The organism is Filimonas effusa (assembly GCF_004118675.1).
GTDB classification, from domain to species: domain Bacteria; phylum Bacteroidota; class Bacteroidia; order Chitinophagales; family Chitinophagaceae; genus Filimonas; species Filimonas effusa.
Genome location: NZ_SDHZ01000001.1, coordinates 918,541 through 940,116 on the forward strand (window position 1 = coordinate 918,541; position 21,576 = coordinate 940,116).

Sequence of the window (21,576 nt, forward strand, 5' to 3'; positions counted from 1 at the left end):
CTATTCTTTTTCATCAAAAACGGAATCCCATCGAAATATAAGGGTACCAGCCCTCAACGGAATTTCCCATTACAAAACTAAACGCAACGAGCGAAACCGGCGCAAAATAAATGCCACCGCCCTGGCCATTATGCCACTTGCCCGAATCCATGCCCCGTTCCCATACCCGGCCAATGTCCCAGAACCCGGTAAGCCCAAGCTGCCCCGGTAATATATAACTGGCCACATCTGCCAGCTTCACTCTTAGCTCAAGGTTATTGTACACACTGTGCTGCCCGGCAAAACGGTACTGGCGATACCCCCGCAGATTGCCCTGCCCACCCACGAAAGCCGACTGGTAAAACGCCGTTTTACCCACACTTATCGTACCACCGGTACGGTTGGCCAGCACTATGCTCGCTTTGGCATCCAGGTTCTTGTAAAGCGCCACTTCAGGGATTAGCTGCGCATACGATTCGGCTGCCTTGTTTACGCCTTTGTATCCCACCATCCTTATCCGTATATAGCTGCCCCATTGCGGAACTACCTTGTTATTGCGGTTGTCACTGGTAAATTCAACAACGCCTCCTATATGTAGTTTACTTTGATCGATAGTGGCACTGTCATACGAACCTATCTGCGAAACGTTATTGATAAAACGTCCTGCATTATCGTCTTTATCAAAAGCATAATACTGTAACGATGGACCTATGCTTATCGCAGCGGATTTGTTCCCGCGCCAGCGCAGCGAAGGATCAAATTCATATGTGCTGAAACGTGTCCGGTAATACCGCACAAAATCACCGGTTTTGTTAAACTGGGTTTCATTGCCGCGGCCATAAAAGTTGATAGTGTTATTGGGCGCCCTTACAATAGCGTTTAATACCAGGTCGGCCTTCCCGACTGTATGTATCCATTCCCCCTGGTACTTGACCGAAAAGGCGGTGGTAGAAAAAGAATGACCTATCAGTATCTCCTGCGCACTGGCATAAGGATATTTCCGGAATCCTTCCTGGTGTACAAAACGGGCGCCGGCGCCTAATATAAAACCATCGTCCCGGTTTAAGCCTATCAACGCCAGCGGCATCACCGTATTATATAGGTTCACAGGTGTAAAAGCTGTATGCAAACTGTCGCTGGATAACCGCGATTGTATCCGGTTCAACACACCACTGTAAGTTGCCGTACCGGGGCGGTCATATACTTTTACAGGCTTTACAGCAGCTGCTACATGATACGCCTTGGTATTGTGCCCGCCAATGATCCGCAAACGGATAGGGGAGGTCTCGTTGTCGATCCATACACTGTCGGCTCCGTTACGCAGGTATATCCGCACTTCACGGGTATAAGCCTTCTCGTACTCCTTATCCATCAGTGTCTCCTTTATCTCGCCTTCTTTGTTGATCCTGGAAATATGTATCCGCATATTGCCGTCCTTGCTGCCCGTGATCTTTACCAGCTCATTTTTATCACTGGTTTGTATATCTGCTATCTTTTGGGTGAACAGGTAATACGCATCCAGCGCGGCAGGCAAACGGTCGCGGCGCTGCCGCATTTTGCGCATCAGCGTTTCATGCCTTAACTGGTAAGCAGGTGCCGGCAGACGCTGTAACGCTGCTTCCAATACTGAATCTGTAAGCGCTTCCTGGAACTCCTTCGCCTCTTTATGCCATTCCTTACGGCTGAACTGAAACTCAGGATAAGCATTTACAAAACGTGTCTTGAACAATAGCCACCTGATATGACTCATCTCCGCGTCAAAATTGCGCAGGGTGGGAAGTATATAGGCTTGTGAGGCAATAAAAGGAAACAAACCCTGCGTTACATGAAAAACCTGGTCTCTGTCTCTGGGTACACCAAGATAGGCCTTGTCCTTACCTTTCCCCTGGTCGGCCCAGCGCCACTGGTCTTCATGCCTGTCCCAGTCGCCCAAAAAAGCATCCAGCATCCGCGCACGCAGGAAAGCCTTTCCTTTGATATGATTTTCATTGTCCTTGATCAGGTTCTTTTTCATCTTTTCCGAATTATCGGAATTGCCCAGCGGCTCCCGCTCTTCCAGTACAACCACCAGGTTTTTGAACTTCTGCTCGTAATGCCCCAGGTTTTTATCTGGTGCCACAACGCCTATTACAGGATTGGCATGTGGTACTCTTACAGCATCGGCAATAGGAGGTACCACCAAAGCTCCGAATGGATGCTGTGCACTCGTTACATCATCCAGCCAGTCGCGCGCAAACGCGTTCTGTAATTGTTCCGGTAACAAGGCATCAGTGCTTTTCTCTACACTGCGTAATACCCACTCTTTTCCTGTCGGATCTGCAAGCCGTAACGAGGTCGATTGCATCCCGCCACCAAGCCGCAGGGGAGTAAGCCCGCCGCTCACCTCAGAGATCTTGATTACAGGCAAGGTCACAGGTGCGGCCCACTCTTTCCGGTAATTTTCACCAAAAAAGAAGCGGTGAAACCTGCCCGGCTTATCATAATCAGGATGTATGCTTATGGTAACGCTGTCAAGATAACGCGTGGTATCGGCAGCCAGCGCCGCGGCCTCTTTCTTTTTATAAGGAATATCATATCTGAACGCCTCCCTGATCGTATCCTTATCATAGATGTAATAGGTGAACCGGAGATGATTCCCCCGCAACAGATCTGCAGTAACATATCCCTGCATCGCATCGGCAAACAGTGAATACTTGCCTTTACGCGCATTGGTACGTTTGGCGCCCGCACCGCTTACAACCTGTATCTGCTTGCCTTTAATGAATTGCAGCCCATGTTCATGCCCCGCCACATGTACCATGTTGGGATGCTCCGCAAACACTCCATCCACCCGCTTTATCATATCCTGGTACCAGGGATGCTTTAGATCCTCGGGGTTCGTAAGCGTACTTCTTAGAAAAGGATATAAAGAACCTATCACCGGCAGGGGAATGTAAAGGTGCTTATTGGCCGCCGTAAGCGGGAACAAATGATCTTTCCACGTAAATACACCCCCATGCACACCATAACTTTGGAAAGGATGATGGCCGGCAAGTAATACAATTTTGTTACGGTTATTATAGGCGAGCTCTTCCAGCCGCGCTAAAACATCTTTCTTGCTCTGGCATTCACATTCCCCGTCAGGATTGTTTTTGCGGAAAGGAAACAACCACCATTCACTATCATATGCAATAATGACTAGGCTGTCGGTTAATGGAATCTCTACCGGATCAGGACAACCGTTGGCAGGAATAAGCTTCAACAGCGAATCTCCCTGCGATTCAAGGAACTGCCACTGGCTTTTGATCTTAGCTAGCCCTAAAGGCCCCATCCTGTCCCAGTCATGATTGCCAGGTAAAAAATAAACAGGAGCTCCCTTAGCCCGCATAGGCTCGTATTGCGATCGTAAGATCTGCTGCGTAGCCGCTTCTTCGGCGCTCCCCGGCAAACCCATCCCACGGGGATAAATATTATCTCCCAGGAATAATACAACGGTTTTGCCGCCGGCTATATGCCCCGCCGCATGCTGTAAGGCCTTCTGTTGCTCCGTATTCATTTCTCCCGCATCACCAATCAGCACCACACGGTACAGTAAACTATCCTGTCCCTTCACATAAATACCTCCCAGCAATAAAAGGAATAGGGGTAAAAATCGCTTCATTTAATTATTTATAAAATATTACAGTTCTTATTCCTCCACTGTTTCAATTATCTTCTCATACTGCCGCCTATGCAATGGCTTCTCCGGTTGCTGCCAACTCTACTTCCGCTTAAACAACAAAATATTCCCCTTCACCAGGTCGTCCCCCTCATTCGAAATGTACATATTGCCCGCATTGTCAAAGGCTATACCCTCAGGTTGGTTAAATATATTGCCGCTAAGCGGATAGGTCTCCTTTACCTTGAAATTGCTATCCGTGATCACCAGCAGCTTGTTTACAGCCGATACAATATACCAGTCCCGCGTGATCGGATGACGCGCCAGCGCCGACGGACGGAAACTCTTTTTCTTCTTGATGGATTTAATGCCCGACACATCTATCGTAAAGGTCCCTGTCATACGTATCGTATCGGCAAGCTTTAAAATATAACCGGTAACAGCCTCCCGGGCGTCATCGGCATCACAGTTTTTACACAGCAGATACAGTTGATCGGTAGCCTCATCGCCATAAAGCCCCTCATATTCACCTGCCGGCACAAGATCCCTCCATTCCTGTACATCTACCGCATCGTCACCGTAAGCAGCTGTAAGCGCAAAGCGATACAACACGCCATTGCTTTTCAGCACTATTGCCTGCCCGTTAATGATACTTACATCCTCATAATCCCCGTGTTTGGCAAACTTGGAGTTATACTGCTTGGCCTTATCCCAGGCAAGACGGAATAGCTTCCCTTCTTCATCCTGGATAGCATAGATAGTATCGTTTTTCCCCCTGTTAAAAGCGATCCCAGATACCTCCAGTAAACTCTCTGGTAAAGAAAACTTATGAGGTTTGTTCAGGTTATAGTCTTTGGGAGTAGGCTTATATTCCTGCGCTCCGCATCCCGCTCCCAGCGCCGCAAACAGCACAAGGCATATCCGGGTAATAGCAATAATGGAGTTGTTCATGGGGCTACAATTGATTTATAAATTTGAATGTTGATGCTCGCCGGCGACCAGCAGCTCATAAATAGCCTGCTGCGAACGAACCTGAGGACCGCCCGCTGCTACAGGTACATTACGTAACTCCCTGTCAATATGTACCGCCTGCTTGTTATCCTGTAACTGCAAAGTTAATAATTGCCGCAGTTGCAACCTTATACCTTCATCATACACAGGAAAACAAACCTCTATCCTGCGGTAAATATTCCGGTTCATCCAATCCGCAGAACCCAGGTATAATTCCGTAGCTCCGTTATTATAAAACTCGAATACACGGCCATGCTCCAGGTACCGGTCTACAATACGCACAATGGTTATATGTTCGCTTTGGCCCGCCACACCCGGTATAAGACGGCAGATACTGCGTACAATAAGCTGTATCCGCACACCCGCCTGCGATGCCTCATATAGCTTGTCTATCAGCACCCGTTCCTCGAGATTATTCATCTTAATGGTAATAGAAGCAGGTGATCCCTGTTGGGCATGCATGATCTCCCGGTCTATCAGCTCCAGGAAGCGGGTTTGTAAATTGAATTGCGCCACCAGCAAATGACGGAACGTTAACTCGTCTTCCGCATCAGGCCGTTTCTTGCTTTTACTCAGGAAACCAAACAACTGCTGCATCTCCTGTAACATGGGCTGGTGCGCCGTCAGTAAAATATGATCGGTATAGAAACGGGCCGTACTTTCATTAAGATTACCCGTAGCCAGCAACCCCACATAACTATGTGTTGCATGCGCTCTCTTTACCAGCGCTATTTTGGCATGTACTTTTAAAGAATTATTACTGTAAATGATCTTAACTCCCGCAGCTTTCATCTTTTTAGCCCAGCGGATATTATTGGCCTCATCAAAACGTGCCTTTAATTCTACCAGAACCGTAACTTTCTTGCCATTGCGTGCAGCGCTTATCAATGCCTGTGCAATCCTCGAATCACTGGCTACACGGTATAAAGTAGTGTACACCTCCGTTACCGATGGCGTTACCGCTGCCTCATTAAAGAACCGCAGTATATTATCATACAGCTGGTAGGGGGCATGTACTATCATGTCCCTGGCAGTGATATATTCAAACAGCGTGCTGTCATAAGGTACAGGCACCGGCGCGGCAGGCCACTTCTCATACGACCACGCACTGTTACCCACCGGTAAGGTATCGAGATCGCGCAGGTTATGATGTTTACTGCCCTCCACCACCGAAGCCCTCGTAAGGTTGAACTGCTGTATCAACACCTGCAAATGCCGCAATGGAATACCCGGCTCATATAAGAAACGGGTCGCAAAACCATAATCCCGTTTGGTAAGCTGACGCTCTATTTTCTCCGCCAGGTCATCATCATATTCATCCTGCAGATCCAGCTCCGCATCCCGCGTGATCTTTATATTCCAGGCGCCGTTGATAACGGCATTGGGAAAAAGAAAATCCAGGTGCTGCCTGATGATCTCTTCCAGGAATACGATATAACTGCCTGTAGCATGCTCAATTCTCAGGAACCGTCCCACATGGGCTACAGGTATGTTTACAAGATATAACTGCTCTTTTTCTCCCGCAGCGGCAACCGCTACAGCCTGGTACAACTGGTTGTTCTCAGGAAAGAAATTAAGCGCCCCCGATAACAGCACCGGCTGAAGAAAGCCCGCCGTCTGGCTAAAGAAATAATCCGCTACCTCCCCGGCAATGATCTCCGGTATCGGCCGGTTGTATAAAAAATGTATCCCCTGCGCTTCCAGCGCAGGAATAATACCGGTGTTCATGATACGCCCATATTCCTGCTGCTGCAGGTTGATGGTAGCCACCGCATGCTCATAATTGCCCGCACCACGTTTGCTTAGCTTTAGCAAAGCCGTCAGCGCCGGTATCCGTACCCGGTAAAATTCATCCAGGTTCGAAGAATAAATAGATAGGAATTTTACCCGCTCAAGTAAAGGTACACCAGGCTTCGCCGCCTCCTGTAACACACGCTCATTGAAGCTGAGCCAGCTCAGGTCCCGGTCAAAATAAATATTGGTTGTAGCAACTGTTTGTCCACTCATACGATACAATTAGTGACCAAAGAAAATAGTAGCAATAGCAAAACCCAGTACCGATACAATAATGCCAAACATGAACACATCATAGGCATTACGTAATAACCGGTACTTTCGGCTTAACACTACCCCCTGCGAATACACGTCCTTGATAAGACTGCTATACAGGAAATCACTGTCCTCCATCATCACATGCATGGCTTCAGAATAAGCCTCATAGCTCATCTGGTAAAAATTGCCGAAGAACAACAGGTTCACTTTCTTTTCATCGATATCCTGGTGAGTGAAAGTGCCCTTGGGCAAATTGGGCCTGGTGGCAAGTATCGAAAATACAAGCGTCACCACGCAAACCACCAGCAACAGCATGGTAGGTATTACCAGGTGCGGATTGTCCTCCAGCTTGCGCAGCAATACGCTCAGCAATACCGAAAGTATAATGGAGGTAGTTGTGATCATGATGTGCGCCTTATTATCCGCCATATCACTTAACCGCTGGTGGTTGTTCGAGGTGATACGGAACATGGTCTCTATACCACGCTCAGGCCGGTCCGATTTCTTTTTCTTTATCACCACCGATTCCGGTATCGCCACGCTGGCCTTCCCATGACCCGCTCCCCCCGGAACCGCTTTCGCAGCACGCTCCTCCTTAACACCGCTGCCCGATGGCTCCTGCTGGTGTAACCGCTGCTTTAATCGCGCCAGGTTCTCCAGCTTCTTGGCCTGTAAAAGTTCACGTGCATAATCCGTAACATATTCATGCGACTCCAGCAAACGGATAGTGCCTTCCGTCCATTCCTTTTTACCAATCTTCTTCCCGAAACGTGTCTCGGCTTCCTTGCGCATCAGCTTGCTCCGGTCCAGGAATTCATCAGTCCCCCAATGAAATACATCCGCATCCTTCACTATCCGCTGGTTCAGGTTTAATTCCTCGGGAGGATTTTTCAAACAAGTGGCCAGTATACAATCACCCACTTCCGATATCGTCAGCTCATCTACGCCCTTGTCTTTCAGAAAAACACGCATCAGCTCTACAGCATTTTTTTCATGACCGTCGGCAGGCCCGGTATAATAGGCCATATCATGAAACCACGCAGCAGCAAGCACAATAAAAAAATCGCGGTCACTTAAGTGGTAATGCGCTGCCAGCAGGGTAGCAGATTTCACGACCGACTCCGTATGGTTCAGGTTGTGATATAGAAACTGCTGGTTATCATGTACTCCAAAAAAATGAAGAGCGTATTGCTTTACCTCTTCCAGCAATGTTGTATAATTCATAATGAATAGGTTACGGGCATCTGTTCCCTTAAGCTAAACTACTAAATACTCTGCTCTCCCGGTAATATCTCCACCTTTTTCCGCATATTCGCCCTCCGCTTTTTACGCTACCTTTCACAATAGGCCGCTCATCGTTGCAAAGCCGCCCCGCAGTTATTCCATACCTGCCCATAAACTCACAGTCCTGCATCCACGAAAAAGTACGCTTTATATAGCCGTCTATAAGCCGCTTTAAAGCCGTCTCAGGCCCGCTTACATCTCTGGCTCCCTCCATCATAAACCACTTCTCCATCTCCCGGCCACCTGTGATCTGCAACCCATTCTCCCGTTTTTGGTGATCTTCGTCATTGATTCCCTCACCGCCTCCGTCCAATTTTGTGGTTAAAACTTGTTGGAAATGATTATCGAGCAAATGTATACCGGCTGCCTGGCCCAGGGGGCGTATTATATTGAGTGCGATGGCGTAGCAGCCATCATAGACCCGCTTCGCGAAGTGCAGCCCTATATCGATAAAGCCAGCCGAAACGGCGCCTCCATCAAATATATCCTCGAAACTCATTTTCATGCCGACTTCGTTTCCGGCCACCTCGATCTTGCTCAGAAAACCGGGGCTGCCATCGTCTACGGCCCCGAAGCTGCGCCGCAATTCAATTTCTATTCCGCTGCCGACGGCGAAGAGCTGCCTCTCGGTAAAGCAACCATCACTGTCATTCACACACCCGGACATACCATGGAAAGCTGCTGCTTCCTGCTGAAAGATGAAACCGGGAAAGAAATAGCCCTCTTTAGCGGCGATACGCTCTTCATTGGTGATGTTGGCCGCCCCGACCTTGCACAAAAGATCAGGCCCGAACTAACCCCCGCAGTCCTCGCCGAACATCTCTATTGGTCCCTGCGCGGAAAGATCATGCCCCTGCCCGATGATGTGGTCGTCTATCCCGCACACGGCGCCGGATCCGCCTGCGGTAAAAACATGTGTAAAGAAACCTCCGATACGCTCGGACACCAGAAACATACCAACTACGCACTGCGTAGTAATATGACCCGCGACGAATTTATCCGCGAGGTCATGACAGGCCTCGTTGCCCCTCCCGCATATTTCCCCTTCAATGTGCTCATGAACATGCAGGGCTACGAAAGCCTCGATAAAGTACTGGGCCGGGGACTACGCGCCCTGTCGCCCTCGGCATTTGAAATTGTCGCAAACGAAACTACAGCTCTTATCCTCGATACGCGCGACCCCGCAAGCTTTGCAAAAGGACATATCCCCAATTCCATAAACATAGGTATCGATGGCAGCTTTGCCCCTTGGGTAGGCGCCCTCATCCCCGATATAAAACAGGAGATCCTCGTAGTCGCCGAAACAGGCCGCGAACAGGAAGTCATCACCCGCCTCGCAAGGGTAGGATACGACCAGGCCGTTGGTTACCTCGTAGGCGGTTATGAAAACTGGATCCGCGCAGGAAAAGAAGTGGAACACGTTACCTCCGTAACGGTAGCACAACTCACTGTTCAGGCAGCACAGCAAACATTGTCTTTTATAGATGTCCGTAAAAGATCTGAATACGACAGCGAACACCTGCCCGATGCATTGAACATGCCGCTCGATAATATCAACGAGCATATGCAACAACTGAACAGGAACCATACATATTATGTACATTGCGCCGGCGGCTATCGCTCCATGATCTTTATATCTATCTTACAGGCAAGGGGTTTCTTCAACCTCATCAACGTCGAAGGCGGATTTAAAGCCCTCAAGGAAAGTGGTGCCTTCAGGATTACTGACTTCGTTAAACCGGTTACGCAACTATAGTTCCTGGCAGTAACAGGCTTCATCCTAAGTCCACCCGCTCCGCCGAAACGCAGCGCTGTACAGACTGCTGCCTACCGCAGCCCCAAAAAATAAAGCCGCTTCCTGGAAGGGAAGCGGCCTTAATAATCAAACAAACACAACCTTTAAACAGGGCTTAGGGTTCTTAATAAGCTATAATGCTGCTACCTGCAACTGGCGTATCGCCGCTTATGCAACCTGAATCGTCAGAGGCCGGAAATAAAGCAGCTTTTAACATCTTTCAGTGTACCAGCTGTTCCCTTTATTTAATAGCTCAAAAATAGTACACCACACCCCCTCGATCAATGACCAGTAGCATTCCATCTTATAATCCTCGTCAGTTTTTATAAAGTTTTATATAAACTCTGCTTCTTTTTTCAGGACCTTTATAAGGTCGATGATGGCAAATGTTATGACTTGGTTAACAATGAAACCGCTGCCGCAGGCTTTAATGAGAACCATTATATTGCGATTAGCGCTCTAAAATACATACTTATGCAATCTATCCTGGTCCTTACCGACTTCTCCGACGCCGCCTTTCAGGCCGTTGAATATGCTGCCGCCCTTTCCCGCAATATCAACAGCAAACGTATCGTCCTGTTGAACGCCTTTTCCGTAGCGCCTTTCATGACTAACGAAGCTATTTCTCCCGATACCATGGAACAACTGAGGCAGGAAGCAATAGACACCATGGATACCTGGCAGGAATCTGTGAAACGCTTCGTTAACCCCGGAACAGAAGTGAACATCCTCGTCAAGGACTTCGACCTCTCCGCAGGTATCGATCATATCTGCGAATCTGAACACATCGACCTCGTCGTAATGGGCATCACCAATAGGGAAGGAGTACAACGCCTGCTCGTTGGCAGTAACGCTATAAGGGTAATGGCTAACACCAGCTACCCGCTGCTCATCGTGCCCAGGGAAGCTGCCATCCAGCTGCCACGAAAAATTATACTGGCTACCGATCTTAGCGACGTAGCCGCTAAAATTCAGACCGCAGAATTACCTGCGCTGCTCAAATCTCTCGAAGCAAAACTCCTCGTAGTAAATGTGGCTGAAAAAGAAGAAAACTATAAACCCGAATGGCGCGATGAAATAACAGCCCTTCACAACCTGCTCGCCGAATTCGATCCGCAATTTCACTACGTCACGGCAAAAGATACGGTAGAAGGCATCCTGCAGTTCGCTACCGGTCAAAATGCCGATCTCGTGATTACCATCCACGAAAAACAGGGACTTATCGCAAGGCTCTTTAACAGCAGCACTTCTAAATCTCTGGCCTGGGAAACAACCCTGCCACTGCTCGTGATCCCTGTCTGAACCGGAAAGCACCCACCCGCTTATCCAGGCAATGGCACCCGTCACAAGTAAGGATAGTCCCCCGGCTTTAATAAAATTTTTCCAGGTATTATTTGGCTGGTTGCGTTTTCTGTACTTGCTTTGCATTACAAAGTGATAGGGCCCGTTCCACCAAAACGGGTTTTTATTAGCCTAATTACTTTGAATAACAAAGTGCTTTTAAATAACAAATATGGAAAATCTCGGTAACCTGCGTAAAGATCGGCTCTGGCTCTTCGGCCTGCTTTTACTCCTCATTTCGTTCTCCACGTTCATCATCGGCATGGGCGCATCGTCTTTAAACGATACCAGCTTTGCCTGGTTTCTCGTACACTATGCATTCGTCGTGCTTTACTTTGTAATCCTGCTCGCAAGTGGCCGCCTTAGAAAGGGGAACGATGGCCTGCACCCTCTGTTTATACTGCTGCTCTTGTTCCTCATCAGCGCCTACGCACTGAATAGGAGTGTACAAGTGTTCGAAGATTCCGTAAACTGGTTTACAGCCTTGCTGCTGCTATGCTGTACCAATTACCTGATGTTCGCTTTGTTTAAAGAAATGCCCTCCTGGCTGCGCTATCTGCTTTGCTTTGTATTGGGCGTTTCATTCATTGCCTTCCTTTATCTGGCCTTTTACCTGTTACTCTTATATGGAATAAGTGCCGTCGGCTTCATCCTACTGGGTATTCCTTTACATAGTTTCGTTCCGCTGCTGTTTTGCATTTATTCCGTGGTGCTGGCTCGGAAAACAAGGGAAATAGCTAATGGATATTTTATGACTTGTTGCTGGGGGGCAGGCGTTACACTCTCTGCTGTTATTGCTTATGTGGTTGTCTGGAATGTTCAGGTGAACAAAATGAATAAAGTATATAAAAACACTCCACCGCAAAATGCTTACCCCGCCTGGGTTTCCACCGCAGCGGCAATGTCACCTGGACTTATCTCCGAAAGAATATTGAAATCCGGTATCGTTTACGATGTCCCCTCGCTGAATGATAACTGGTTCTGGAATGTGCCAACACCCCGCAACTTTAATGAAAAACAAAAACATGACCCGCTCGTCATGATCGCTTCGCTCTTCGGCCCGGCTATCAGCGCCCGTGATGACGAAAGAATTAAAATACTCGAAGTATTATTCGACGCCAGGTTTAAAACCGAACGCAGGCTTTGGCGCGACTACAATCTCGAAACCGCCGCCGTCAACACCGCTGTTGAAATCTGGCCTAAACTCCATTTGTCTTATACGCAGTTGGAAATGACCATCGCCGATACGCGTAAACCTTCTCCTTTCATAGCTGCCCCGCGCGAAGCTGTGTTCTCTTTCCGCCTTCCCGAAGGCGGCGTGGTAACAAGCCTTTCGCTCTGGATTAACGGCCGTGAAGAACAGGCGCTGCTGTCAACAAAAGCCAGGGCCGATAGCGCTTATAAAACAATAGTAGGTGTAGAGCGGCGCGATCCCTCGGTCGTACACTGGCAGGAAGGTGACAGGGTTACGGTAAGGGTTTTCCCGGTCGAAGCAGGCAGCACACGCCGCTTTAAACTTGGTGTCTCAGCGCCGCTTGCTGCACAAAACGATAAACTGACTTATAAACCGCTTTCGTTCGAAGGCCCCTCCGCCACAGGCGCCAGCGAAAACTTGTCTGTAATGTTTATCGATGATCCGGTGAACTGCCACGCCATAGGCGTGCACAAGCTTACTCAACAACGCTACCAACGCCAGGGCAGTTACAACACCACCTGGCAACTGGGTTTCGATAAACCAATAGCCTATCACGATGCCTTTACATTCAACGGGAAACAATACAGGCTCTTCGATTCTAAAGTAGAACGCGCCCCCATGAACTGCAAAGAGGTCTATCTCGACCTGAACAGCGAATGGACCAGGTCCGAATGGAATAAGGTGAACGATTTGCTCAAACAAAAGCAGGTCTTCGTGGTAAATGAAAAAGCCGCCCCGGTAATGGTTACCTCTGAAAACAAAGATGATCTTTTCAATCGCCTGCATGGTCGCCGTTTCAGTCTCTTCCCCTTTTATGTTATTCCCGACGTAACAGCAGCGCTGGTGATCTCTAAATCAGGAAAAATAGCACCACTGTTGAACGATCTGCATAATACCTCATTCATCGATAAACTGGAAGCCTCCTGGCAACCCGGCCACAAAACAAGATTATTTAACCTCTCTTCAACGCTGAACCCTTATTTAACATCCCTGAAACAATGTGGCTTTTTCAACTACGAATCAGGTAACCTTTCCCTGCTGCAGGAATTGATAACCTCCAATCGTTTCGCCATCGCAGCGAATAACAACCAGGACGTAACACTCGAAAGCGCAAAGCTCACGATTACTTCCGAAGACAGTCTCCCCGGCGCAATAGGCCCATCCGCCCCCGATCACCTCATGCGCCTGTACGCTTATAATCATATCATGCAACAGGGCGGCCCGGCGCTTATCTCAGGCAATAGCTTTTCCGATACGCTGCTTGCCGAAGCTGATCAGGCTTATGTTGTATCGCCCGTTTCCAGTTTAATTGTCCTCGAAACGCAGGCCGATTACGACAGGTTCGATATCAAAGCCAGCAAGAACAGCCTTCAGAACGCAGCGTTGAAATCTAATGGCGCCGTACCGGAACCGCATGAATGGGCCTTAATGATCATGATCGCAGTAACACTGCTTTTCGCAAAATTTAAATACCGTCTCGCGTGCAAATGAACAACAGGTTACAACAATGGGCCTTCCCCTTTTTCATTGCTGCTTACCTGCTGCTGGCAGCAACCTCCCTACACGATTATATCTGTTTGTTCTCAGCACAGGCATTACTGGGCATCACGGCATTCATCTTATCGCTCCGGTCGCAGCCGGTAAAGAAAACGCGTTCCGTCTTCGCCATCATAACACTGGCCATCGCAGCATTGTCTATCTGCCTGCCGGTAAAAACGGCTATCTACGCCTGCATCGTGATGGCAGCCTTCTTTGCAATCGAAAGCTTCAGAGGACGCATATCCGCATTATCGCTGCTGGCATTGGCCTTAACAAGCCCCATCTTCGATTACGCAGTGAATATCTTCAGTTTCCCTATCCGCTTGTGGCTTACCGGCGTCGCCGGTAAGCTGCTTGCCTTAACAGGTGCTCACGTGGTCGTAGAAGGTAACGTTATCTCTTACAACGGCACAGATTTCTCCGTCGATCCAGCTTGCATGGGACTTCACATGCTGGTTATCTCTTTGCTGGCGACAGTATTGCTGATGGCCCTTTTTACAAAAAAACAGAAGCGGCAACTATCATGCACATACCTGTTGATGTTACTGGTAATAGTAACCCTTCTTAATATCATCGGTAACCTCTTCCGCATACTAAGCCTGGTATTCTTTTCCCTGCTGCCCGGCTCTCCAATGCACGACCTCATGGGCCTGGCATGCTGGACGGGATATGTATTGGTGCCAGCCTGCTGTTTAAGCAACTGGTTAGTGAAACATAAAGGCACTGTCCTGCTTCCTGCAAATGAACCGGAAAGCATCAGCGAAGTGCCTCAAAGCGCATCCGGAACAACAGCTCATGATGTAGCAGGGGCATTGATTCATGTCGCTGAACCGGAAGCAGCCCGGCGCTGTTCAAAACAAGCCTTCCCGGGCGCGTCAAAAACAAGCTTTAAAAAACTGATCTGGCAGAACGCCGCCCTCATGGCCATAGTAACACTCGTTGTAATAACGTGTACAAGCAGGTCGGGCGAAGCGCTTGCCCGCACACCTTTGGCAGCGCGCGAAGGATTCAACATAAAACAACTCCCCGGCGCCGTTACGCAATTGCAAAATAAAGAAGTGCTTATCTACCTGAAAGCCATAACAGGCTTTTATGCCTCCGAACATCACCCCATGATCTGCTGGAAAGGAAGTGGATATGAATTCAGAAAAGTAAAAACTTACAACGCACCGCATCACCAGGTGTATACCGCACAACTCGAAAGAAAAGACGAAAAATTATATACCGCCTGGTGGTATACCAATGGTTCTCAGTCAACTATAAGCCAATGGCAATGGCGCTGGGATCTTGTTCGCGGTAGCAGCAACTATGTGCTGGTAAACATTACCGCAAACTCTGAAGCAGCATTGCAAAAATATCTGGACTTCTCTTTGTAACCCTTGTCTTATATTGCAGTATAACACGCCCAACGGGGCTGGTCCGATAATTGCCCCGTTATAAAAAAAGAATATGCTGCGATCTACCATCTGTTGTCTGCTTTTGCTTTTCACCACCTGTACCATAAACGCACAGGATTCTGTTCCTGTTCTCAAAGGCTGGAGAGTAACACAAAATAATGGCACCTACGAGTATACGCCCAATACCGCGGTAAAAGCAGAATTCTCCTACACTATATTACCGCTAACCGCCGGCGACGACCAGCCGCTCGGCGATTGGCTCGCAGAACAGGCAGTGAAAGAGCTTGCTGTTGCTGGTTGGACAGTCCTTCCGGGTATGGAAGCACAGCGCGGAAATACAGAGTCTTTTATTACATGGTCGTCGGTAGCGGAGGATAAACAATCCCGCCGCATGGCAGTAAGCTTCATGGCTTATCGTAAAGACTCCGCAACGATACGATATGGAAAACTGATGGCAGGCGCACACGGCACCAACCAGGATTACCTGAATGCAGCCATCCAGCATTTTATAGATCTCTCCAGGAAAGAAGGTATGGTGCCCGACGACAGGATAAAAAATACACGTAAGAAAAAGAAACGGCACTAAAAAAGCCGGCACAGGGCCGGCCTTATAATAAAATGCGCCTTCGTTACGCAACAGCTACATCGGCAAACACATAAGAAAAATGCTCGAACGTGTCGTTCGCAATAGCGATCGCCTCCGCCTCCGCTGCTTCTGTTTTCGCATGATTGTTCAGTACTTCCGTGAATATACCCCACATCTGGCCGGTAGCTTCACCATAACCGGAAAAGAACGATACGCCTTCCGTAATACCTTCCTTCTCCAGCATCTTCACAATAATACTCCCTCCCATGATCGATCCTTCCAACACATAAAGCGCACCCAATGCCTTTATCGTATTGTCAATGGAAGGAGTAGTGGTAGCAGGTAATTCTGTTACATTACCCCCCAATGCTTCTATATCATTTTTGATATACGACGAATTCCTGCGCTGTGCATGATCAGGTAATACCTCCGCGGTAATATAGGGTGCTATTACACGTTCTATATGACTGAAATAAGCATAAAAATGTTTCAGGAAATCAGCATAATCCTGGTTACTCCGAATGGCTTTTAACTTCTGCACCACTTTCTTCTCTAATCGCAAATGTGCGTCTCTGGTGGCCTCTTTAATAGATTGACTTAGCATGCTAAAAATGTTTTTGATTGTTTGTCCGTTGCTGAAAGCGAAACCCGGAAAAGGGTAGAGGCGAGGTAAATGGAAATACGAATATAGTGAAAAAAAAAACACGCACAGTATTACCTGTATAGCAATTAATAGCAGGCCAATGACACCCTCGTGGAAAACAGGTGGAAAAATCCGGGAAATTATCCTTTGAACTAGGGTAGGGTATTTTTCGCATTCATCCGATGCTTTATTTTCGTTCCAACACCAGAAAAGCAAATCTGCCGCATATGTATAAATACTACTACAGGAAGGCTTATATGTCAGGAACATCTTTGATCGAATTCTTTAAAGGCACAGGCCGCGATGGTTTTTTTACTACTGTATTCGCAGCTTTAAGCAGCATTCATCCCACCGTAAAAGGTGTGAAAGAACTTTGGCTGAACGATGAAGTGGTTTTTAGCGTCAACTCCGATCTGGGTAATTTCATGCTCTCTAAAAACATCGACGAACACTCCTGCATCATGGCCGATGGCGATAGCGTTTGCATAGAAAAAATTGAACAATTGCTGGCTCAGCACCCCCAGTTCGAACTGGCTGTTTGTTAATGATGACACAGGTAATACAAGGTGCCAGCTGAAATCAGCGCCCAAAGCACTATACCCTGTATAAAGGGCTTGAAACCTACCTGGCGTAAGGTGCCGGCCGATAACCCGCTTCCTATCAGGAATAACGTAAGGGTCAACCCGGAATGAGACAGCTTTACAAGATAATGACCATACGCTTGTATTACCGGAACATAGGTGTTCAGTAGCATTGCCGCAATAAAAAATAGTATAAACCAGGGCAGCTTTACGCTGCCCTTTTTTTGCCGGAATACCAGCGCCGAAATAACGCCCACAGGAACGATCCACAACGCACGCGCCAGCTTCACGGTAGTAGCTACCGCCAGCGCTTCCGGCCCGTATTTAGCCGCTGCACCCACAACGGAACTCGTATCATGTATGGCGATGGCGCTCCATAAACCAAACTGTGTTTCATTTAATCCTATCCACCTGCCCACTACAGGAAATATAAATAACGCTGCTGAATTTAAAATGAATACCGTGCCCAGCGCTACTGTCATCTGTTTCTCTTCAGCTTTTATGACAGGCGATACAGCAGCAATAGCACTGCCGCCGCAAATGGCAGTTCCCGATGTAATAAGATAGGCTGTCTTTTTCTCCACCCCCAGCAGCTTGCCCAGTACAACGCCTCCCGTCAGCGTTGCAATAATACTGATGGCCGTAATCCCAAATCCTTCCCGCCCCGCAGCCGCAGCAGTATAAATGTTCATCCCAAACCCCAGCCCCACAACAGATACCTGTAACAACAAACGGGTGATGCTATGATTTAAATGCAGATAAGGATGACCAATGAACTGTGCCGTACCTATACCCAGTAGCAACGCTGCAGGCGCACTAACCAATGGTGTGAAACAACTGGCCGCCGCCAGCAGAAATAATAGCTCTTTTGTGGTCATGCTGCGATCTGCTAATGCCAGGTGCCGCACTGTCGCAAACCTGTTGCTGAACTTCATACGCGTTTCCTTTGTGATAACAAAGGTCAACGCTTAAACAACGGGAATGAAATCGCTATTCTTTATCTCTCATAACTTGTAGTTATAAGAGCGGCAGAACTTCATAAACAATTCCGCCAGTCCTTCCGCCTGCCCATGCGGCTGAATAAAGTTGAAAGACCGTACTATCCGCAGCCCCTTGATCGCAAGCACACTAAAATCTTTGTATTGTAATTCCTTTTGTATGGCATGTATCGACAAAAACGCCATACTCTCCGAATGTATCAGGTACGATTTGATGCTTTCTGTACTGCCCAGCTGCATTTCCTTCCGCAGTTGCGAAATACGTATCCCTGCCGGCTTTAGCGCATGCGCCAGCACCTCCAGCGTCCCGGAACCGGGTTCCCGCAATAAGAGCGGGATCTGCAACAGCTCTTCGGGTTTTATAACGCCCCTGCGCGCCAGCGCATGGTTGACGCCCGACACCAGTACCAGCTCGTCTTTTACAAACTCGGTATACTTGAATAACTTGTTCTTCGAATGGCCTTCAATGATCCCCAGATCTATTTGTTTGTCTAACAAGGCTTGCTCCGTCTGTGCAGTATTATTGATGGAAAGGGTAACTCTTATATCCTTGAACTTCCTGTGAAAGGCCGCAAGCAGCGGCGGCAATACATATTGCGCTACTGTGGTGCTGGCGCCTATCCGTAATAAACCGTTATGGCGCTGCGAAAAGGTATTCATCTCAAAGCTCAGGTTGCGGTATACCTCGAATAACTGCTCGGTATATTGCAATAACAAGTCTCCCGCAGCAGTAAGTTTAATGCGCGTACCGTTGCGCTCAAAAAGCGCTACATTGAAATGATGCTCTATTTCCTGTATATGTTTGGTGACAGCCGGTTGTGTAATGAACAGCTCTTCAGCAGCCTTCGTGAAATTGAGGCGCCGCGCAACAGCGTGAAATACTCGTAAACGAAAATCAAACATGGGGTAAAACTAGCTATTATTTCCATCCCACGCACCCCGCCGCAGCCTTGTCAGCATCCTTCCAAACGCCGCGTATCTATAATGTATTGTATCCGCCACCCTTCAGCCAGCCGTACCAGCTGAATACAATTCACGCCGCAGTGTAATAACTTCCCGCCGAAATAAAACTGGTAAGGAGCCCATACCAGCGCCAGGTCGCCATCTATACGTATCAGGTCAAACGTCATCTTTTCTTCAGCAGTACCCGCCGGGAATTTTTTCAGTATCCCCGCAACTTCGGCTACAAACTCCGATCGTACCGTCGTTTTGTTGAGCTTGTCCTTTTCAACCGTTTGCATAATGGCTTCCGGGGCAAAACAGCCATGAAATGCCACGCTGTCGCTTAGCAACATTGCTTTGAACAGGTTATTGACGATCACCTTTACAGAATCAGTTTCTTCCTGGGCTTTTATTGTGGTAATGGCAAGCAGGAGGAAGCTTATACAGAGGATAGTGCGCATATAGGTTATAATTGAACCTAAAAGGTACGGATTTATAGCCTTATAGGCTAATACGCCACTAACTTGTATTTTGCAGCCGTAAATTCGTATCCATCGGGCCAGCGCTCTGCAACATAGAACGGCCTTTCAAACGACCCGCTCTCCTTAAAAGAATCATAAAGTATCATGGGAAACCACTAAATTCTTCGTATACAACCATGTAGCAGTACGTTTTCTGGGAAATTACCGGCATATTTGCTTCCTGAATAGGAAAAAATTAATAAAAACGAGTAGAGGAATGGTCAATAAAATAGTAAAACAAAGCCTTACCCGTAAATGGGGCGTTGCACTGGCTTTTTGTGCATTAACACTGGCTGCACAGGCCCAGAAACCCAACTGGCTGAACATGGACCTGCAGAAAGATTCGGTTTTCGGTATCAGCACCGAAAAAGCTTACAACGAATTACTGAAAGGTAAAAAATCAACCAAAGTGCTCGTAGCGGTGATCGACAGTGGTATCGACACTGCCCACGAAGACCTGAAACAGGTGCTTTGGGTGAACATGAAAGAAAAAAAAGGAAAAGCCGGTAAAGACGACGACCGTAATAAATATACCGATGACATCAATGGCTGGAGCTTCCTTGGCTCCGCTAAAGGAAACGTTGCTTACGATAACCTCGAGCTCACCCGCCTCGTAAGAGAGGGGAGAGCCAAATTCGGTGACGCCTCCAAAATGCCTTCCGATACAACAGGATTGGCAAAATACAAAGAACTGGAAGAAGCTTTCGAACAAAAACACGCAATGGCTCAAATGCAGTATAAAAGCGTTCAAAGCTTCACTGCCGTTGTCGACAGCGTTATCGCAGGTACCGGCAAACCAGCGCCAACCTTAACCGATCTGCAGGCTTACCAGCCTAAAAACCAGCCCGAAGCAAGGATGAAAGGCATCCTCGAACAACAACTGCAACGTTACCCCGATGTAGTAGCCTTCAAGGAAAAAGAACTGAAACCCGCTCTCGATCACTTTAAAGAAGAAGCTGAATACCAGCTCAACGTCGATTTCGATCCCCGCGCTATCGTGGGCGATGACTATAAGAATGTAAACGAAAAATACTACGGCACCGCCGACGTTACCGGCCCCGAAGCCGATCACGGTACACACGTGGCAGGTATCATAGGCGCTGTTCGTAACAATGCGATCGGCGTCGATGGGGTAGCCGATAACGTAGCCATCATGGCCGTAAGAGCAGTTCCCAATGGCGATGAAAGAGACAAGGACGTGGCCAATGCCATCCGCTATGCGGTCGACAATGGCGCTAAAGTCATCAACATGAGCTTTGGTAAACCTTACTCTCCCGAAAAGAAAGCTGTAGACGAAGCCGTGAAATACGCGATGTCTAAAGATGTATTGATGATCCACGCCGCCGGCAACGACGGCCTCAATATCGATAGCGTTGCTTCTTTCTACCCATCCCGCTATTATCTCGATGGCAAAGGCGAAGCCGCTGCCTGGATCGAAGTAGGCGCCTCTTCACCATCTGACGACGAAAACCTCGTAGCTTCTTTCTCCAACTATGGTAAAAAGAACGTAGACGTTTTTGCTCCCGGCGTAGCTATCTACTCCTCTACCCCCGGCTCTAAATACGATTATCACGATGGCACCAGCATGGCTGCTCCTGTAGTGACAGGCCTGGCTGCGCTCATCAGGAGCTATTACCCCAAACTCACTGCCATTCAGGTAAAAGACATCATCCTGAAATCAGTAGTAAAGGTAAATCACCCTGTGATGGTCGTAGCGGACAGAATGCCCCGCTCCGTATCCATGACCGACGTATGTAATACCGGAGGTGTAGTAAATGCCTACAACGCCCTCAAACTCGCCGCTACTTATTAGAAGTGAACGGCGGGAAGAATACCCGCGAAATACGAACACATCAAATACAAACAAAAAAGCCGGAAGATATTTTTTGTCTCCGGCTTTTTTAATGCCCCTATTCAGCTTGTGCCTAAGCCGCCACTATTACTAGCTGCTATCAAGGCCTGTCCATCTGCCGTCTCTTCCCCGCCGCCCGTCCTTCATCCTTTCATGCACCGTCCACGATCTGCGGTCTCTTCGCTACTGCCAGTTCTCCGCCCTTTACCATACCACCCTCCAT

16 protein-coding genes are annotated in these 21,576 nt (G+C 48.2%); 7 read left to right on the top strand and 9 right to left on the bottom strand.

Translation table 11 applies throughout. From position 1 onward, the window contains the following. Nucleotides 1-13: 13 nt before the first annotated feature. The 5 genes from ESB13_RS03360 to ESB13_RS03380 all read right to left on the bottom strand — a co-directional run bounded on the left by ESB13_RS03360 (nucleotide 14) and on the right by ESB13_RS03380 (nucleotide 8,276). Nucleotides 14-3,619, bottom strand: coding sequence for a BamA/TamA family outer membrane protein (locus ESB13_RS03360; protein ID WP_129001612.1), 3,606 nt, complete (start codon nucleotides 3,617-3,619; stop codon nucleotides 14-16). A gap of 99 nt (nucleotides 3,620-3,718) precedes the next feature. Further along, complete coding sequence (locus ESB13_RS03365; RefSeq protein WP_129001613.1) at nucleotides 3,719-4,567, bottom strand: SdiA-regulated family protein; 849 nt, start codon at nucleotides 4,565-4,567, stop codon at nucleotides 3,719-3,721. 15 nt (nucleotides 4,568-4,582) lie between these two features. Next, nucleotides 4,583-6,634, bottom strand: coding sequence for a polyphosphate kinase 1 (gene ppk1, locus ESB13_RS03370; protein ID WP_129001614.1), 2,052 nt, complete (start codon nucleotides 6,632-6,634; stop codon nucleotides 4,583-4,585). A 9-nt stretch (nucleotides 6,635-6,643) separates the two neighbouring features. Beyond that, nucleotides 6,644-7,903, bottom strand: coding sequence for a Pycsar system effector family protein (locus ESB13_RS03375; protein WP_129001615.1), 1,260 nt, complete (start codon nucleotides 7,901-7,903; stop codon nucleotides 6,644-6,646). A 28-nt stretch (nucleotides 7,904-7,931) separates the two neighbouring features. Further along, nucleotides 7,932-8,276, bottom strand: a complete 345-nt coding sequence (locus ESB13_RS03380) for a hypothetical protein (protein ID WP_129001616.1) — start codon at nucleotides 8,274-8,276, stop codon at nucleotides 7,932-7,934. 24 nt (nucleotides 8,277-8,300) lie between these two features. On the opposite strand from ESB13_RS03380, the gene ESB13_RS03385 reads away from it, so the two are divergent. The 5 genes from ESB13_RS03385 (at nucleotide 8,301) to ESB13_RS03405 (ending at nucleotide 15,816) form a co-directional block, all read left to right on the top strand. Next, nucleotides 8,301-9,719: an MBL fold metallo-hydrolase gene (locus ESB13_RS03385; RefSeq protein ID WP_129001617.1), complete on the top strand. Its 1,419-nt coding sequence runs from the start codon at nucleotides 8,301-8,303 to the stop codon at nucleotides 9,717-9,719. A 513-nt stretch (nucleotides 9,720-10,232) separates the two neighbouring features. Further along, a complete protein-coding gene (locus ESB13_RS03390) occupies nucleotides 10,233-11,060 on the top strand; it encodes a universal stress protein (RefSeq protein ID WP_129001618.1) in 828 nt (275 codons plus the stop codon). Between the two features lie 211 nt (nucleotides 11,061-11,271). Continuing rightward, nucleotides 11,272-13,785, top strand: a complete 2,514-nt coding sequence (locus tag ESB13_RS03395) for an XrtN system VIT domain-containing protein (protein ID WP_129001619.1) — start codon at nucleotides 11,272-11,274, stop codon at nucleotides 13,783-13,785. After that, entirely contained in the window at nucleotides 13,782-15,209 is a 1,428-nt protein-coding gene (xrtN, locus tag ESB13_RS03400) for an exosortase N (protein ID WP_129001620.1), read from the top strand. Before ESB13_RS03395 ends, xrtN begins: the two co-directional genes overlap by 4 nt. 73 nt (nucleotides 15,210-15,282) lie before the next feature. After that, entirely contained in the window at nucleotides 15,283-15,816 is a 534-nt protein-coding gene (locus ESB13_RS03405) for a hypothetical protein (RefSeq protein WP_129001621.1), read from the top strand. A gap of 43 nt (nucleotides 15,817-15,859) precedes the next feature. Here the strand turns inward: ESB13_RS03405 and ESB13_RS03410 are convergent, their stop codons facing one another. Continuing rightward, the gene (locus ESB13_RS03410) at nucleotides 15,860-16,420 is read right to left on the bottom strand and encodes a biliverdin-producing heme oxygenase (RefSeq protein WP_129001622.1); all 561 of its coding nucleotides are present in this window, start codon (nucleotides 16,418-16,420) and stop codon (nucleotides 15,860-15,862) included. Between the two features lie 266 nt (nucleotides 16,421-16,686). Here ESB13_RS03410 and ESB13_RS03415 point away from each other — a divergent pair, with 266 nt between their 5' ends. Next, entirely contained in the window at nucleotides 16,687-17,004 is a 318-nt protein-coding gene (locus ESB13_RS03415; RefSeq protein WP_129001623.1) for a hypothetical protein, read from the top strand. Here ESB13_RS03415 and ESB13_RS03420 read toward each other — a convergent pair. The 3 genes from ESB13_RS03420 to ESB13_RS03430 all read right to left on the bottom strand — a co-directional run bounded on the left by ESB13_RS03420 (nucleotide 17,001) and on the right by ESB13_RS03430 (nucleotide 19,441). After that, a complete protein-coding gene (locus ESB13_RS03420) occupies nucleotides 17,001-17,975 on the bottom strand; it encodes a YeiH family protein (protein ID WP_129001624.1) in 975 nt (324 codons plus the stop codon). The genes ESB13_RS03415 and ESB13_RS03420 overlap by 4 nt on opposite strands. Nucleotides 17,976-18,044: 69 nt before the next feature. Beyond that, the gene (locus tag ESB13_RS03425) at nucleotides 18,045-18,941 is read right to left on the bottom strand and encodes a LysR family transcriptional regulator (RefSeq protein WP_129001625.1); all 897 of its coding nucleotides are present in this window, start codon (nucleotides 18,939-18,941) and stop codon (nucleotides 18,045-18,047) included. A gap of 50 nt (nucleotides 18,942-18,991) precedes the next feature. Beyond that, nucleotides 18,992-19,441: a nuclear transport factor 2 family protein gene (locus tag ESB13_RS03430; RefSeq protein ID WP_129001626.1), complete on the bottom strand. Its 450-nt coding sequence runs from the start codon at nucleotides 19,439-19,441 to the stop codon at nucleotides 18,992-18,994. A gap of 277 nt (nucleotides 19,442-19,718) precedes the next feature. On the opposite strand from ESB13_RS03430, the gene ESB13_RS03435 reads away from it, so the two are divergent. Next, entirely contained in the window at nucleotides 19,719-21,314 is a 1,596-nt protein-coding gene (locus tag ESB13_RS03435) for a S8 family peptidase (protein WP_129001627.1), read from the top strand. Nucleotides 21,315-21,576 lie beyond the last annotated feature (262 nt).